This is a genomic window from Micromonospora sp. SD12, from assembly GCF_052068495.1.
Lineage (GTDB): Bacteria > Actinomycetota > Actinomycetes > Mycobacteriales > Micromonosporaceae > Micromonospora > Micromonospora echinofusca.
In genome coordinates this window covers 203905-219377 of sequence record NZ_JBQHDF010000003.1, presented here as the reverse complement: position 1 = coordinate 219377, position 15473 = coordinate 203905, and the positions used below count along the sequence as shown (strand labels likewise).

Sequence of the window (15473 nt, the reverse complement as noted above, 5' to 3'; positions counted from 1 at the left end):
CGGACGGTCAGCGCAGTGCGGCCGCGGTGCGGCACGGAGCGGGTCAGCGCAGCGCGGCCGTCACCACCGGGCGGTGCTCGGCCAGCCAGTCGTACCAGTCGCGCACCAGGTCGGCGATCCCCGCCTCGCGGAGCTGGCACATGGCCGGATCGCCCCGCTCGGCGCCGGTCGCGATCCCGCGCCAGGTCCCGTCCATCTGGGCGAGCATCACGTCGACCAGTTCGGCGCGGGGCAGCGCGAGCGACCCCGTGCCGGCCGCCTCGTAGGCGTCGCAGAGCAGCCGGGCGCGCCGGCCCAGCTCCACCGGGTCGGCTCCCGGCGCCGCCCAGTGCCAGGCGGCGAAGGCAACGTCCTCGACCCGCCGGCCCGGCGCGGCGAGGTCCCAGTCGATCAGCGCCACGGGCAGCGGGCCGGCGGGGGAATCCCGATACACCGTGTTCTTCGGGGACAGGTCGCGGTGGCAGACCGTCTCGGCGTCCCCGGCCAGCGGGCTGCCCGCGCAGGCGTCGTGCAGCCGCCGGACCAGTTCGGCCAGCCGGGTCAGCGCCGGGTCCGCGAAGTACGCCGGATCCTCCCTGTCCCGCCACGGCACCCGGCCGTCGACGTGGCTGAGCACCTGCCGACCCCGCTCGTCCGTGCCGAGGTGGCGGGGCGCGACGTCCGCGCCCACCCGATCCAGGTGCCGCAGCAGCGCGGCGACGAACTCGGCGTTCTCCGGCGGCGTACGCCGGACGGTGTCGCCGACCCGGACCACCTCGGCGATGAAGCCGCCGCGCAGCCGCTCCCCGGCGACGGCCGGGTCGACGCGACCGGTGGCGGCGGTCGGCTGCCGCTCCTCGTGTCCCGGCCCGGTGTCCCCGCCCGCCCCGGGCGACCGACTGCGCACCGCCGGCCTCAGCTCGGCCCGAGCCGGCGCTGCCGCTCGGCGCGCCACCAGCGGCGGATCAGCACCACGCTGGCGACGAGGCCGAGCGCGGCCGGCGCGGCGCCGAACCAGTTGACGTCGCCCGGTGAGGTGACCGCCGCGCCCACCGCCGCGTAGCCGAACGCGGTGGGCGCGGACGCGATCACGCTGCCCGCGAGGAACGGCAGGACCCGGGCGCCGGTGGTGCCGTAGCCGTAGCTGACCAGCCCGAAGCCGGCGATCGGCAGCAGCCGTACGGTGATCACGCCGAGGACGCTCTGCCGGGCGAACCAGCCGTCCAGCCGGGCCAGCCGGCCGCGTACCCGCTCGGCGACGAACTCCCGCCCGAGGAGGCGGCCGACCGCGAAGCCCAGCGCCGCCGCGAGCAGCGCGGCACCCAGCGCGTACGCGGCGCCCTCCAGCGCGCCGAAGATCGCTCCCGAGGCGAGCGTGACGAAGGTCCGGGGGACCAGCGCGACCAGCAGCAGCGCGCCGCCGAGGACCGCCGCCACGGGGGCGAGGGCGCCCATCCGGTCGGCCAGCCGGGGCAGTTGGTGCGCCTCGGGCAGGTCGACGACGAGCAGCACCGCCCCGAAGGTGACCAACAGGAGCAGCAGCAGGGCGAAGCGGACGGCCGACGGCTGGCGCAGCAGCCGCCGGACGGCCGGGATCATGCCCTGGCGGCGGCGGCCACCGCGGCGCGGCGCTCGGCGCGCAGCCGGTCCGACCAGGTGTCGTCCAGCGGCGGGAGCTGGTGCACGCCCGTGGCCCAGCGCAGCAGCAGGTCCGCCAGCGCGGGATTGCGGGCCAGGGCCGGGCCGTGCGAGTACGTGCCGAGCAGCTTGCCCCGCCACGCCCCCTCGGTGGCGCCGTCATTGCCGACCCCGGCGGTGACCCGGGCCAGCGGGGAGACCCCCGGGCCGAGGTGGGTACGCCCACCGTGGTTCTCGAACCCGGTCAGCGCCGGTACGCCCAGCCGCGGGTCGATCTCGCCGGCCAGCTCGCCGACGGCGCGCGTCGGCCCCCGGTCGGAGGAGAGGTCGAGCAGCTCCAGCCCGGCGCAGAGGGTGCCCTTGGCGAAGAAGGAGGTGCCGAGGAGCTGGTAGCCGGCGCAGACGCCGAACACGACCGAGCCCTGGGCGACGGCCCGGTGCAGGCCGCCGTCGGCGAGCAGCCGCTGCGCGCCGAGCGCCTGCGGGCCGTCCTCGCCGCCGCCGATGAGGTAGATGTCGGCGGTGGAGGGCAGCCGCTGGTCGGAGCGCACCTCCAGCACCTCGACCGGGAAACCGCGCAGGCGCGCCCGGCGGGCGAGGATCAGCGCGTTGCCACGGTCGCCGTAGGTGGAGAGCAGGTCGGGGTAGATCCAGACGATGCGCAGACTCTCAGTTGACACGGTCCAACTCCGCTCGGATGTCCTGGAACGCGGTGTAGTTCGCGATGACCTCCAGGCGCCCCGGGGGCACCGACCGGACGGCGTCGGCGAATGTCCGCACATGCTGGAAGGGCACGTCGTTGACCTCCAGCCGGACCGCGAGGTCGTACGCGCGGTCGCCGGTGATCAGCACCTGCCGGCCCCGTAGCGGGGCGAAGTCGACGTCGAAGAGCCACGAGGTGTCCAGCCCGTCGGGGTCCCGGGCGTTGATGGAGAGCAGTGTCGGGGCGACGTCGGCCATGTCGAACGCCTCCAGCCAGCTGGCCGGGTTCTTCGCCAGCAGCAGCCGGATGTTGCGCCCGTCCCGGTCGACCTGCGCGTAGCGGCCCGCGACGGACGTGACGGTGCCGAGCTGGAGCACGGCGTCCACGGGCCGGACGCCGAACTCGGCGGCGACGGCCAGCGCGGTCGCGGCGTTGCCGACGTTGACCTTGCCGGGGAGCTGGAGCTTGACCTTGTGCCAGGCGCCCGTCGGGTCGAGCACGCCGTCGTCCTCCACCGTCCACTGCGGCTCGGGCCGGCGCAGCGGGCAGCCGCTGCACCACCACTGGTCGCCGGAGCGCTGGATGGTGGAGCCGCACTCGGGGCAGACCCAGGAGTCGTCGTGCCAGCGCTGCCCGGCGCTGAACCAGGTGACGTGCGGCGGGGCGATGCGGTGGTCGTGGTTGGGCGGCGGGGTGGCGGCCCACACCACCATCGGGTCGTCGGCGTTGGCGACGATGCGCACGTTGGTGTGCCGGACCAGCGCGGCGCGCCAGAGCTGCGCCATCATGGCGACCTCCTTGGCCCGGTCGAGCTGGTCGCGCGAGAGGTTGAGCAGCGCCACCACGTGCGGCTCGGTGGCCTCCAGCACCTGGGCGAGGTAGTGCTCGTCGACCTCCAGCACGGCGTAGGGCGTGCTGCCGGCCTTGGCGAGCGCCGAGGTGTGCCCGGTCGGCATGTTGGCGCCGAACGAGTTGGTGGCGACGCGACCGAGCACCCCGACCGCCGCGGCGGTGAGCCGGGTGGTGGTGGTCTTGCCGTTGGTGCCGGAGATCAGGGCGATCGCGCGCCCGGCCGACAGGTGGGCCAGCAGGTCCGGGTCGATCTTCAGGCCGATCCAGCCGCCGATCACCGAGCCGTCACCGCGCCCCGCGGCCCGCGACAGCGCCGCGGCGGTCCGCGACACCGAGCTGGCCACCTTTGCCCGCAGGGGCATCTTCGCGTCCGTCACCCGAGCGAGGTTACCGGACCGCCGACCCCGCCAGATCGCCGCCGACGGCGAACCGTTCGGCCGGGGTGGCCCGGCGGGGCGGTCGGGGCGCGCTCAGCCGGACGGAGTCGATCTATGTCGGAAAGCGGACCGGCCCCGGCGGCCCCGCAGCCCTCCACTCCGCTCCACCCCCGTTGACGTGCGGTTTTGCGCGCCGAAACGCCGCGCCACGCGGGCGATTCTGGTTGCGGGTGGAGGGAAGTGGAGTAGAGTGGGGCCCAATGGTGAGGCCGGGAGGGCCCACCGGCCCGGGGGGTCAGCGGCGCCGCGAACGCCGCTCAAGGGCGAGGGGGTTGGGCCGATGTTCCTCGGCACCCACACCCCACGCCTGGACGACAAAGGCCGGTTGATCCTTCCGGCGAAGTTCCGGGACGAGTTGGCGGGGGGTGTCGTGATAACCAAAGGGCAGGATCGCTGCCTCTACGCCTTCCCGATGCCCGAGTTCCAGCGGATCGCGGAGCAGTTGCGCGCGCAGCCGATGACGAACAAGGCGGCCCGGGCCTACAGCCGGGTCTTCTTCGCCAGCGCGCACGACGAGGTGCCCGACAAGCAGGGCCGGGTGACGATCCCGGCCCACCTGCGGGCCTACGCCGCACTCGACCGGGACCTGGTGGTGATCGGCGCGAGCACCCGGGTGGAGATCTGGGACAAGGCTGCCTGGGAGTCCTACCTCGCGGAGAGCGAAGACGACTTCGCCGACATCGAGGAGGGGGTGCTGCCCAGCGGTCTGTAGGGCGTGACGACGCCCGACGTACTGCGAGATCTCCACCCGCTTTCGAGTTCCTGGCACCCCTTCCCCGGTGCCAGGCGCACGATCCGATCGGAGGGCCGCGGCCTCCGACGGGCGGGAGCGGATGGGGATCTGGCGGTACGACGGCACGGCGTCGTCCGACGACGGACGCATGAAGGACGAGGGTTTCACACCAGTGGGGGTCGACATGGGGGAGCTACGCGGCACGCACGTGCCGGTGCTGCTCGAGCGGTGTCTCGAGTTGCTGGCCCCCGCGCTGGGCCGGGGCGGACGGACGGTCCACGTCGACGCGACGCTGGGGCTGGCCGGGCACGCCGAGGCGGTTCTCGAGGCGCATCCGGAGACGGTGCTGATCGGGCTCGACCGGGACACCGAGGCGCTCGCCCACGCGCGTGTCCGGCTGGCCCGCTTCGCCGACCGGGTCCACCTGGAGCACGCCGTCTACGACGAGTTGCCGGAGGTGCTCGACCGGCTGGGCTACCCGGGCATCGACGGGATCCTGTTCGACCTGGGCGTCTCCAGCCTGCAACTCGACGCACCCGACCGCGGGTTCGCCTACGCGCAGGACGCCCCGCTGGACATGCGGATGGACCAGACCCGGGGGGTGACCGCCGAGGAGGTGGTCAACACCTACCCGCACCCGGACCTGGCCCGGGTGCTGCGGGTCTACGGCGAGGAGAAGTTCGCGGGCCGGATCGCCTCGGCGATCATCCGCGAACGCGAGCGGGCCCGGATCACCTCGTCGGCGCGGCTGGCGGAACTGGTCAGGGAGTCCATTCCGGCACCGGCGCGACGAACCGGGGGACACCCGGCCAAGAGAACGTTTCAGGCTTTACGGATCGAGGTAAACAAGGAACTGGCAGCGCTGGAGACGGCGCTGCCAGCCGCGCTCGACAAGCTCAACGTGGGCGGCCGCATGGTGGTCCTGTCCTACCACTCGCTGGAGGACCGGCTCACCAAGGCGGCGCTCAGCGACCGGGTCCGCAGCAAGGGCCCGGTAGACCTCCCGGTCGAACTGCCCGGGTCCGGTCCGACGTTCCGGCTGCTGAGCCGGGGCGCCGAACTGCCCGGGGAGGCGGAGGTCGCCGCGAACCCGCGCGCCGCCTCGGTGCGGCTGCGGGCCGCGGAGCGACTCGACCCGGACGCTGCGCAGCAGGGGCGTACCGACCGCGAACGGTACCGCCGGCGGGTGAAGGCAATGCACCAGCCAGGGGCGGGGACCGGAGGATCCGACACGGATCCGACGGACCCCGGGGGACGGGACAGGGACGGACGAAGAGGGGGAGGGACATGACGATTGACAAGCGCGACCGCCGGGACGTAACCGGCGGCGGGCAGCGCGCACCGCGGTCGGGGGGCCGGACCGCGGCGGAGCGGGCCACGCGCATCGGGACCGGCACGCCGCGGGCGGACCGCGCGAACCGGCAGGGGGAGACTCGCGCCCGGGGGGCGCGCGAGTTCCCGACCCAGGGCAGCGCCGCGCTGCGGCCGGCCGAGCGGCAGAACGCCGGCACGGCGCGTCCGCCCCGACTCCGGGTGGCGCCGCCACCGCCGGTGCGGGTGCCCCGGGCGCCCTTCGCCGCGCTGGTGCTGGTGCTGGTGGTCGGCGGGGTGCTCGGCATCCTGCTGGTCAACACGAAGATCAACGAGAACGCCTTCCGGCTGGAGAAGCTCCAGGAGCAGCAGGCCAAGCTCGACGTGGAGCAGCAGCAGCTGAACAAGGAGATCGCCGACGCGGAGGCCCCGGGCAACCTGGAGGCCCGGGCCCGCAAGCTCGGCCTGGTGGAGGCCGGCGAGCCGGCGTACATCCGGCTGCCCGACGGCAAGGTGATCGGCGTGCCGCAGCCGGCCGAGGGCCAGCCCTCGATCACCAGCCAGCAGGGCGCGGGAGGCTGACGACCGTGCCACCGAGATCGGAGGAACCGCGCCGGGACGCCACAGGCTCCCGGCGCGGTTCGTCCCGCAACGCCGGTGGCCGGGGCGCCGAACCGCGCTCCGGTGAGCCGGGGGTCGGTGGCATCTCCGACGCCCGGGCGTACACCCCGCGCGGGCGCACCGTGCGCGAGCAGCGCGCCGGCGGGCGCGCCGAGCCCGACGCGGACGCCGGCCCCGCCGCGCAGCGCCGCACGCCGCGCAGCACCCGCTCCGGCGACCCGTTCCGCCCCGCCCTCCAGGTGCTCGACGGCGGCCGCGCGGGCGCCGGCCGGGCCGGCCGGCGCGAGGCGGCGGGCCGCTCCGGCGTCGTCCGTACCGTCACCCCGCGCACCCCCCGCCACGACGACGAGCCGCCCGCGCCGCGCCGCACCGCCGCGCGGCCCGCGCGCCGGCCGGACCGCCCGGCCGCCCGGCGACCGTCGCGCAAGCCGCGGAAGCCACCCCGGCTGGCCGACCCCCGGCGCCGGCTGCGGCTGGGCACCGTGCTCACCCTGACGCTCTTCGCCGTCATCGGCATCCGGCTGGTCGTCCTCCAGACCGTGGAGACTCCGGCGTACGCCGGCGGCGGCGTCGCCGACCGGCTGCGTACCGTCACGCTGCCGGCGGCGCGCGGCGCCATCTACGACCGGGACGGCGCCCCGCTGGCGCACAGCGTCGAGGCCCGCTACGTCTACGCCGACCCCACCCAGGTCAAGGACCAGCAGGCCACCGCCAAGGCGCTCTCCCCGCTGCTCGGCATGCCGGCCTCGGAGCTGGCCGAGAAGATGAAGCCGCGCAAGCGCGTCAACGGCGTCGACTCGCAGTTCGAGTACCTCGCCCGGGGGGTCGACATCGACCGGGCCCGGAAGATCACCGCGCTGGAGCTGCCCGGCATCTACACCCACCGCGACGAGCGGCGCGAGGTGCCCGGCGGGGACCTCGCGGCCAACCTGCTCGGCTTCACCAGCCAGGACATGGTCGGGTTGGAAGGGCTGGAGGCCCGCTACGACGACGTGCTGCGCGGCAAGGACGGCAAGCGGGTCTACGAGGTCGGCCTCGGCGACCTGGCCGCCCCGATCCCCGGCGGCTACAGCGAGACGACCAAGGCCAGGCCGGGCAGCTCGCTCCAGCTCACCATCGACCGTGACCTGCAGTTCATGGTGCAGCGGATGCTGAGCCGGCACATGGCGCAGAGCAAGGGCAGCACCGGCGCCGCCGTGGTGATCGAGATTCCCTCCGGCGAGGTGCTGGCCCAGGCCAGCCACCCCACCTACAACGCGGCGAAGCCGGTGCCGAGCGACCCGACCGACCGGGAGGACGCGGCCACCAGCTTCGTGGTCGACCCCGGTTCGGTGCACAAGGCGATCACCTTCGGCGCCGCGCTCCAGGAGCGCGTGATCACCCCCGACACCACGCTGCCGATCGCCAACAGCATCAAGAAGGGCGACACCTGGTTCTCCGACACGCACCGCGCCGACGGCAAGCGGATGAGCCTGCCCGGCATGATGGCGTACTCGTCCAACGTCGGCACGATCCACATCGCCGACAAGCTCGGCCCCGAACGCCTCATCGACTACCAGAAGCGCTTCGGCCTCGGGGAGCCGACGCGGGTCGGCATGCCCGGCGAGGCCAGCGGGCGGCTGCTGCCGGCCGACGAGTGGAGCGGGTCGTCGGCCGGGTCGGTGCCGATCGGGCACAGCGTGGACGCCACGCCGCTGCAGATGGCCGCCGTCTACGCGACGATCGCCAACGACGGCACGTACGTGCAGCCGCGCCTGGTCAAGGAGGTGATCGGGCCAGACGGGAAGCGTACGCCGACCGAGCCCCCGGTCACCCGGTCGGTGCTCAGCCCGGAGAACGCCGCCGCCCTGCGGCACATCCTGGAGGCGGTCACCACCGTCGAGGACGCCACCGGCAGGGCCGCGGCGATCCCCGAGTGGCGGGTCGCCGGCAAGACGGGCACCGGCTGGCGGTTGGTCGACGGGCAGAAGCAGCTCGGCGAGGTGGCCTCGTTCATCGGGATGGCTCCGGCGGAGAAGCCGCGCTACGTGATCGCGGTCTTCGCGCACACCCCCTCCGGCGGCGGCGGGGCCATCGCGGCCCCCGCGTTCCGGGACATGATGCAGTTCACGCTGCGTCACTACGGCGTGCCGCCGAGTGGGGAGAAGGCCCCGAAGTTCACGGTCTATCCGCGCTGAGCGGCCACACCGCGACATCATCGGTGAGTGCCGACGAACCACCGGGGCGGCTGTGCGGCCGGAACCGGACGACCGGGTAGGGTCTGACGCCGTGCCCGGCAATCCTCGTCCCCGTACCGTGATCGGTGTCCGGCTCGGCGACCTCGCCGCCCGACTCGCCGTCGAGCCCCCGGAGGGCGCCGCCGAGGTGGTGGTGACCGGGGTGACCCACGCCAGCCAGGAGGTCCGCCCCGGCGACCTGTACGCGGCCCTGCCGGGCGCCCGCCGGCACGGCGCGGAGTTCGCCGCCGCCGCGGCGGCCGCCGGCGCGGTGGCGGCGCTGACCGACCCGGCGGGCGCCGCGGCGGTGACCGGGGCGGGCCTGCCGGCGCTGGTGGTCCCCGACCCCCGCGCGGTCCTGGGCGACCTCGCGGCGACGGTCTACGGCGACCCGACCGCGCACCTGACGGTGATCGGGGTGACCGGCACGGCCGGCAAGACCTCGACGGCCTACCTGGTCGAGTCCGGCCTGCGCGCCGCCGGCCACACCACCGGCCTGATCGGCACGGTCGAGACCCGCCTCGGCGACCTGGCGATCGACAGCGTGCGCACCACGCCCGAGGCCACCGACCTGCACGCCATGCTGGCCGCCGCCCGCGAGCGCGGCGTCACGGCCGTGGTCATGGAGGTCTCCAGCCACGCGCTGGCGATGGGCCGCGTCGGCGGGGTCCGGTTCACGGTCGGCGGCTACACCAACTTCGGCTCCGACCACCTGGACTTCCACGCCGACTCGGCGGACTACTTCGCGGCGAAGGCGCAGCTGTTCGACGGGCGCTGCGCGGTCGAGGTGCTCAACCACGACGACCCCGCGCTGAAGCCGCTGTACCGCCCAACGACGGTCACCTACTCGGCGGCCGGAGACCCGGGCGCCACGTGGTGGGCCGACGAGGTCGGCGGCGAGGGGTACGCGCAGCGGTTCACCGCGCACGGCCCCGACGGGCTGGTCGTGGCGGCCGGCGTGGCGCTGCCGGGCCGGCACAACGTGGCCAACGCCCTGCTGGCCATCGCCGCGCTCGTCGCCGCCGGCGTGGATCCGCGCACCGCCGCCGCCGGGGTGGCCGAATGCGGCGGGGTGCCCGGCCGGCTGGAGCTGGTGAACGCCCCCGGCCCGGTCCGGGGGGTCGTCGACTACGCGCACAAGGCGGACGCGATCGTCGCCGCGCTGGCGGCGCTGCGGGAGTACGGCGCAGGCCGGTTGATCTGCGTGATCGGTGCCGGCGGGGACCGGGACCGGGGCAAGCGGCCGGTGATGGGCGCCGCCGCGGCGGAGGGAGCCGACGTGGTGCTGGTGACCGACGACAACCCGCGTACGGAGGACCCGGCGGCGATCCGCGCCGAGGTGCTCGCCGGCGCCCGACAGGCCGGCACGACGGCCCGGGTCGAGGAGGTGGCCGACCGCCGGACGGCGATCGACGCGGCGGTCCGGCTTGCCGAGCCGGGCGACGTGGTCGCGGTGCTCGGCAAGGGCCACGAGCGCGGGCAGGAGATCGGTGGCGAGGTGCACCCGTTCGACGACCGCACCGAGCTGGCCGACGCGCTGCGCGTCCGCTTCGCCGACGCGGCGGGTCAGCGGTGATCCCGCTCAGCCTGGCCGAGGTCGCCTCGGCGGTCGACGGGCGGCTGGCCGGCGCCGACCCGCAGGCCCGGGTCACCGGTCCGGTCGAGTTCGACTCACGCAAGGTGTGCCCGGGCGCGCTCTTCGTCGCCTTCCCGGGCGAGAAGGTGGACGGGCACGACTACGCCGCCGGCGCGGTGGCCGCCGGCGCGGTGGCCGTGCTCGGCACCCGGGAGGTGCCCGGCGTGCCGATGGTGCTGGTCGACGACGCGCTGGCCGCCATGGGCCGGCTGGCCCGCGCGGTGGTCGACCGGCTGCCCGGGCTCACCGTGGTCGGGTTGACCGGCTCGTCGGGCAAGACCACCACCAAGGACCTGATCGCCCAGCTCACCGCGCGGCTCGGCCCGACCGTCGCCCCGCCCGGCTCGTTCAACAACGAGCTGGGGCACCCGTACACGGCGTTGCAGGCCGGGCCCGAGACCCGCTACCTGGTGATGGAGAAGGGCGCCCGCGGGGTGGGGCACGTGCGCTACCTCTGCGACGTGGTGCCGCCCCGGATCTCCGTGGTGCTCAATGTCGGGGTGGCGCACATCGGCGAGTTCGGCTCGGTGGAGACGATCGCGCTGGCCAAGGGCGAGCTGGTCGAGGCGCTGCCCGCCGATGGGCTGGCCGTGCTCAACGCCGACGATCCGCTGGTCGACGCCATGGCCGCGCGTACGGTCGCCCGGGTCGTCCGCTACGGCGAGGCGGCGCACGCCGACGTGCGGGCCGAGGACGTGACGCTGGACGAGCGGGGGCGGCCCGCGTACACCCTCGTCACCCCGGAGGGGACCGCACCCGTACGGCTCGGGCTGACCGGCCGGCACCAGGTGTCCAACTCCCTCGCCGCCGCCGCGGTGGCCCGCGAGCTGGGCATGCCGCTGGCCGAGCTGGCCACCGCGCTGGGCGCGCTGGGGCTGGTCTCCACCCGCCGGATGGACGTCTTCGAACGCGTCGACGGGGTGACCGTGATCGACGACTCGTACAACGCCAACCCCGCCTCGATGGCGGTCGCGCTGCGCGCGCTGACCGGCATCGGGCGGGAGCGGCGCACCGTCGCGGTGCTCGGCTACATGGCCGAGCTGGGCCCGTTCGAACGCGACGGGCACGCCGAGGTCGGCCGGCTCGCGGCCGAACTGGGCGTCGACCGGCTGCTCGTGGTGGGCGAGCCGGCCGCGCCGATCCACGAAGGCGCGACATCGGTAGGGGACTGGGGAGGAGAGTCGGTGCTGCTCACCGATCAGGCGGCGGCCGTCGAGGTGCTGCGCAGCGAGTTACGACCGGGCGACGTCGTCCTGGTGAAGGGCTCCCGGTACCGCACCTGGGAGGTGGCCGACGCGCTGCGCGCGGACGCCGCCGGGGACGGATCCGGCCCGACGGCGACGGGGGGCGGCGCCGCATGAGGGCGGTCATCGTCGCCATCGGGGTGGCCTTCCTGGTCTCGCTGTTCTGCACCCCGATCGCGATCAAGGTGTTCGCCCGGCTGAAGGCCGGCCAGCCGATCCGATCAAACCTCGGGCTCGCCAGCAACGAGGGCAAGAAGGGCACGCCGACGATGGGCGGCGTGGTCTTCATCCTGGCCACGGTCATCGCGTACGTGGCCGGACACCTGGCCCTGACGACCCTGCCGGACGCGCAGATCGCCCAGGTCGAGCCGACCATCACCGCGCTGGTGCTGCTGGGGCTGATGGTCTTCTCCGGCGCGGTCGGCTTCATCGACGACTTCCTCAAGGTGCGCAAGCGGCACAGCGGCGGTCTCAACAAGCGCGGCAAGCTGCTCGGGCAGATCCTGGTCGGCGCGGTCTTCGGCGTCGTGGCGCTCTACTTCCCGAGCACCATGACCGACGCCGCGGGGGCCGAGACCAACACCGAGACCGTGGGCAGCACGACGCTCAGCTTCATCCGGGACATCCCGGCGCTGGACGTCACCAAGATCGGCGCGGTGGTCATCTTCATCTTCGTGGTGATGGCCGCGACCAACGGCGTCAACCTCACCGACGGCCTGGACGGCCTGGCGACCGGCGCCTCGGTGATGGTCCTCGCGGCGTACGCGCTGATCGCCTTCTGGCAGTACCGGCACTGGTGCGCCGACCCGAACTACACCCAGGACTACTGCTACGCCGTCCGGGACCCGCTGGAGATCGCGCTGATCGCCGGCGCGGCGGCCGGGGCCTGCGTGGGCTTCCTGTGGTGGAACACCTCGCCGGCGCGGATCTTCATGGGCGACACGGGCGCGCTGGGCCTGGGCGGCCTGATCGCCGGCATGGCGATGTCCACGCGGACGATCCTGCTGCTGCCGATCATCGGTGGCCTCTTCGTGATCATCACGATGTCCGTGGTGATCCAGATCATCTCGTTCCGTACCACCGGCAAGCGCGTGTTCCGGATGTCGCCGTTGCAGCACCACTTCGAGCTCGCCGGGTGGAGCGAGGTCAACATCGTGGTCCGGTTCTGGATCATCGCCGGCATCGGCGTGGCCATCGCGCTGGGCCTGTTCTACAGCGAGTTCCTCGCCAACATGACCTGAGCGGGCCGGCAGGTCCCGCCGCGGGGCCCGGGCGCGTGTCGCCCCGGGCCCCGCGGCGCGTCCGGCCCCGGGAGGCCCCACGCGGCCCGGCGCAAGCCCGACACGCCGACCGGGCCGTTGCGCCGGTGACGACCCCGGGGAACCGCCATGATGGTGCGGTGGGGGAGGGACGAGGCATCGAGGTCACGGCAGAGGGGACGCCCGGGCGGTCGGCGGGAGGCAGGCGTACGCGCGACGCGCCCGCCGCGACGCGCGGGCCGGACGACCCCGGTCCCCAGGTGCCGCACGGGCTGGACGCCGCCGGCGGGCTGGCCGCGCTACGTGGTCTGCTGGACCGCCCGTTGGCCTCCTACTACCTGCTGCTGTCCAGCGCCGGCCTGCTGCTGCTGATCGGCCTCACCATGGTCTTCTCGGCGACCAGCGTCCGGGACTACGCGGAGAACGGCAACGCCTCGACGTCCCTGGTCAAGCAGGCGATCTTCGCGGTGATCGGCATCGTCGCGTTCTGGGCGTGCCAGCGGCTGCCGGCGACGACCTACCGGTCCCTGGGCCGGCCGCTGTTGTTCACCGCCGTCGGCCTGCTGCTGGTGCTCAACCTGCTGCTCGCGTACGCCCGGCTGACGAACCAGGACTCCGCCCGGATCGGCCCGGTCGAGGCCCGGCTGCTGTGGCTCTTCGTCGGTGGCATCCAGGTGCAGCCCTCCGAGTTCGCGAAGTTCGCCCTGGTGCTCTGGGGCGCCCACGTGATCGCCCGCAAGGGCGCCGCGCTGGGCTGGTGGCGCGAGCTGGCCACCCCCCTCTTCCCGGTGGTCGGCCTGCTCTTCGTCCTCGTCGGCTACAACGACCTGGGCACGATGCTCTGCCTGCTCGCCCTGGTGGTGGGGCTGCTCTGGGCAGCCGGGGTGCGGCTGCGGGTCTTCGCCGCGCTCTCCGCGGTGGGTCTGCTCGGTATCGGCCTGCTGGTCGCGGTGGCCTCGCTCGGCGCCGGCTCCGGCGAGACGGGCGAGAAGAACTACCGGCTGGCCCGGCTGACCGCCTTCATCAATCCGCCGCCGCCGGACCAGTGCAAGCTGGAGGACTGCTACCAGATCGCCCAGGCGCGCTACGCCATCGAGAACGGCGGGTGGTTCGGCGTCGGCCTCGGCAAGAGCAGCCTCAAGTGGCAGTGGCTGCCGGCGGCGGAGAACGACTTCATCTTCGCCGTGGTCGCCGAGGAGTTGGGCGTCGTCGGGTGCGTCGTGGTGGTGGCGCTCTTCGCCGTGCTGGCGTACACCGGCCTGCGGATCGCCCGCCGGGTCGAGGACCCGTTCCGCCGGCTCGCCGCCGCGGCGGCGACCGCCTGGCTGGTCGGCCAGGCGGTGATCAACATCGGCGGGGTGGTCGGCCTGCTGCCGCTGACCGGCGTGCCGCTGCCGTTCATCTCCGACGGCGGGAGCGCCCTGGTGGTGACCCTCGCCGCGATCGGGATGCTCGCCTCCTTCGCCCGCGCCGAACCCGACGCCGCCAGAGCGCTGCATGCCCGTCCGCCGGCCCGATGGGTCCGACTACTCTGGGCCCCGTTGCCGCCGCTTCCCGGGCGGCGCCGCCGGCCGGCGGCGTCCCCGGCCGCCCGAGGGTCCGTGCCCCGGGCGCGGGAGCGGCGGGGAGACGACCAGGCCGCACCGCGCGGGGTCCGGCTGGCCCGGACCAGGCGTGGGTCGGCGGACGAGAGGAGACGTTGATGGGTCCGCTGCGTTCGGTGGTGCTCGCGGGAGGTGGCACCGGGGGGCACATCTACCCGCTGCTCGCCTTCGCCGACTGCCTGCGCCGACACGACCCCGGCGTCCGGATCACCTGTTTGGGCACACCCAAGGGCCTGGAGAACGAGCTGATCCCGCCGCAGGGCTACGACCTGCGGCAGATCCCGGCCTACCAGCTGCCCCGCTCGGTGAACATGAACCTGGTCAAGACGCCCGGCCGGATGTGGACCGCGGCCCGCGCCGCGGGCAAGGTCGTCGACGAGGTGCGCGCCGACGTGGTGGTCGGCTTCGGCGGGTACGTCTCCGTGCCGGCCTACCTCGCCGCCTGGCGGCGTGAGCTGCCGATCGTCATCCACGAGGTCAACGTGCCGCCGGGGGTGGCCAACCGGCTGGGCATGCGGTTCACCAACCACGTGGCGGTCGGCTTCCCGCACCAGCCGGCCCAGGCCGAGGCCCTGCGCGACGCCCGGGTGGTCGGCGTACCGCTGCGCCGGGGCATCGCCGGGCTGGACCGGTTCGCCATGCGCAACGCCGCCAGGGCCCACTTCGGCCTCCGCCCCGACCTGCCGGTGCTCTTCGTCGCCGGCGGCTCGCAGGGCGCCCGCTCGATCAACCTCGCCGTCGCCGGCGCGGCCAAGGAACTCGCCCGCAACGGGGTGCAGGTGCTGCACGTGATCGGCGCCCGCAACGAGCCGGTGCCGGTCCCGACCGACCTGCCGGTCCCGTACGTGACGCTGCCGTACCTGTCCGAGATGGAGGCCGGCTACGCCGCGGCGGACCTGATGCTCGGCCGGGGCGGGGCGATGACCTGCGCCGAGGTGGCCGCCATCGGGCTGCCCACCATCTACGTGCCGTACCCGCACAGCAACCAGGAGCAGAAGCGCAACGCGCTGCCCGTGGTGGAGGCCGGCGGCGGGCTGCTCGTCGACGACGCCGAGCTGACGCCGGACTGGGTCGAGCGGACCGTCATCCCGCTGATCCGCGACCCGCACCGGCTGCACGCGATGGGCGCCGCCGCCGCCGCGTACGGCCGCCGCGACGGCGACGAGGCGCTGCTCAACTTCGTCTACGAGGCGGTGGCCAAGTGAGCGCGAGGAGTGAGCTTGCGAGCCCCGCAGTCGCG

At 74.4% G+C, this 15473-nt stretch carries 12 protein-coding genes and 1 pseudogene; 9 read left to right on the top strand and 4 right to left on the bottom strand.

Annotation, left to right across the window (positions count from 1 at the left end; translation table 11 throughout):
• Positions 1-43: 43 nt before the first annotated feature.
• From ACTMS2_RS07965 to ACTMS2_RS07950, 4 genes are read right to left on the bottom strand one after another with little or no spacing between them, the layout of a single operon-like run.
• Complete coding sequence (locus ACTMS2_RS07965; protein WP_441174837.1) at positions 44-886, bottom strand: aminoglycoside phosphotransferase family protein; 843 nt, start codon at positions 884-886, stop codon at positions 44-46.
• 8 nt (positions 887-894) lie between these two features.
• A complete protein-coding gene (locus ACTMS2_RS07960) occupies positions 895-1578 on the bottom strand; it encodes a TVP38/TMEM64 family protein (protein WP_441174836.1) in 684 nt (227 codons plus the stop codon).
• Positions 1575-2297 (bottom strand): type 1 glutamine amidotransferase, encoded by a 723-nt coding sequence (locus ACTMS2_RS07955; protein WP_441174835.1) that lies wholly within the window; start codon positions 2295-2297, stop codon positions 1575-1577. Before ACTMS2_RS07955 ends, ACTMS2_RS07960 begins: the two co-directional genes overlap by 4 nt.
• Positions 2287-3534 (bottom strand): Mur ligase family protein, encoded by a 1248-nt coding sequence (locus ACTMS2_RS07950; RefSeq protein ID WP_357976039.1) that lies wholly within the window; start codon positions 3532-3534, stop codon positions 2287-2289. Before ACTMS2_RS07950 ends, ACTMS2_RS07955 begins: the two co-directional genes overlap by 11 nt.
• A gap of 355 nt (positions 3535-3889) precedes the next feature.
• Between ACTMS2_RS07950 and mraZ the strand changes: the two genes are divergently transcribed.
• The 9 genes and pseudogenes from mraZ to murG all read left to right on the top strand — a co-directional run bounded on the left by mraZ (position 3890) and on the right by murG (position 15438).
• On the top strand, positions 3890-4321 hold the full coding sequence (gene mraZ / locus ACTMS2_RS07945) for a division/cell wall cluster transcriptional repressor MraZ (RefSeq protein WP_088999233.1): 432 nt from the start codon (positions 3890-3892) through the stop codon (positions 4319-4321).
• A 205-nt stretch (positions 4322-4526) separates the two neighbouring features.
• Positions 4527-5640: pseudogene (gene rsmH, locus ACTMS2_RS07940) on the top strand (16S rRNA (cytosine(1402)-N(4))-methyltransferase RsmH).
• Positions 5630-6235: a septum formation initiator family protein gene (locus ACTMS2_RS07935; RefSeq protein ID WP_441174834.1), complete on the top strand. Its 606-nt coding sequence runs from the start codon at positions 5630-5632 to the stop codon at positions 6233-6235. The pseudogene rsmH and the gene ACTMS2_RS07935 overlap by 11 nt, the downstream one beginning before the upstream one ends.
• A gap of 5 nt (positions 6236-6240) precedes the next feature.
• A complete protein-coding gene (locus tag ACTMS2_RS07930; protein WP_441174833.1) occupies positions 6241-8451 on the top strand; it encodes a peptidoglycan D,D-transpeptidase FtsI family protein in 2211 nt (736 codons plus the stop codon).
• Positions 8452-8503: 52 nt separating this feature from the next.
• On the top strand, positions 8504-10066 hold the full coding sequence (locus ACTMS2_RS07925; protein WP_441174832.1) for a UDP-N-acetylmuramoyl-L-alanyl-D-glutamate--2,6-diaminopimelate ligase: 1563 nt from the start codon (positions 8504-8506) through the stop codon (positions 10064-10066).
• On the top strand, positions 10063-11487 hold the full coding sequence (locus tag ACTMS2_RS07920; protein WP_441174831.1) for a UDP-N-acetylmuramoyl-tripeptide--D-alanyl-D-alanine ligase: 1425 nt from the start codon (positions 10063-10065) through the stop codon (positions 11485-11487). Before ACTMS2_RS07925 ends, ACTMS2_RS07920 begins: the two co-directional genes overlap by 4 nt.
• Positions 11484-12611, top strand: a complete 1128-nt coding sequence (mraY, locus tag ACTMS2_RS07915) for a phospho-N-acetylmuramoyl-pentapeptide-transferase (RefSeq protein ID WP_088999238.1) — start codon at positions 11484-11486, stop codon at positions 12609-12611. Before ACTMS2_RS07920 ends, mraY begins: the two co-directional genes overlap by 4 nt.
• Positions 12612-12919: 308 nt before the next feature.
• Positions 12920-14332: an FtsW/RodA/SpoVE family cell cycle protein gene (locus ACTMS2_RS07910; RefSeq protein ID WP_089003331.1), complete on the top strand. Its 1413-nt coding sequence runs from the start codon at positions 12920-12922 to the stop codon at positions 14330-14332.
• The gene (gene murG, locus ACTMS2_RS07905; protein WP_441174830.1) at positions 14332-15438 is read left to right on the top strand and encodes an undecaprenyldiphospho-muramoylpentapeptide beta-N-acetylglucosaminyltransferase; all 1107 of its coding nucleotides are present in this window, start codon (positions 14332-14334) and stop codon (positions 15436-15438) included. Before ACTMS2_RS07910 ends, murG begins: the two co-directional genes overlap by 1 nt.
• Positions 15439-15473 lie beyond the last annotated feature (35 nt).

Excerpts from the sequence above, each read along its gene's own strand:
- ACTMS2_RS07960 (WP_441174836.1), bottom strand. The coding sequence starts at position 1,578 with ATGATCCCGGCCGTCCGGCGGCTGCTGCGCCAGCCGTCGGCCGTCCGC.
- ACTMS2_RS07950 (WP_357976039.1), bottom strand. The coding sequence starts at position 3,534 with ATGCCCCTGCGGGCAAAGGTGGCCAGCTCGGTGTCGCGGACCGCCGCG.
- mraZ (WP_088999233.1), top strand. The coding sequence starts at position 3,890 with ATGTTCCTCGGCACCCACACCCCACGCCTGGACGACAAAGGCCGGTTG.
- ACTMS2_RS07935 (WP_441174834.1), top strand. The coding sequence starts at position 5,630 with ATGACGATTGACAAGCGCGACCGCCGGGACGTAACCGGCGGCGGGCAG.
- mraY (WP_088999238.1), top strand. The coding sequence starts at position 11,484 with ATGAGGGCGGTCATCGTCGCCATCGGGGTGGCCTTCCTGGTCTCGCTG.
- murG (WP_441174830.1), top strand. The coding sequence starts at position 14,332 with ATGGGTCCGCTGCGTTCGGTGGTGCTCGCGGGAGGTGGCACCGGGGGG.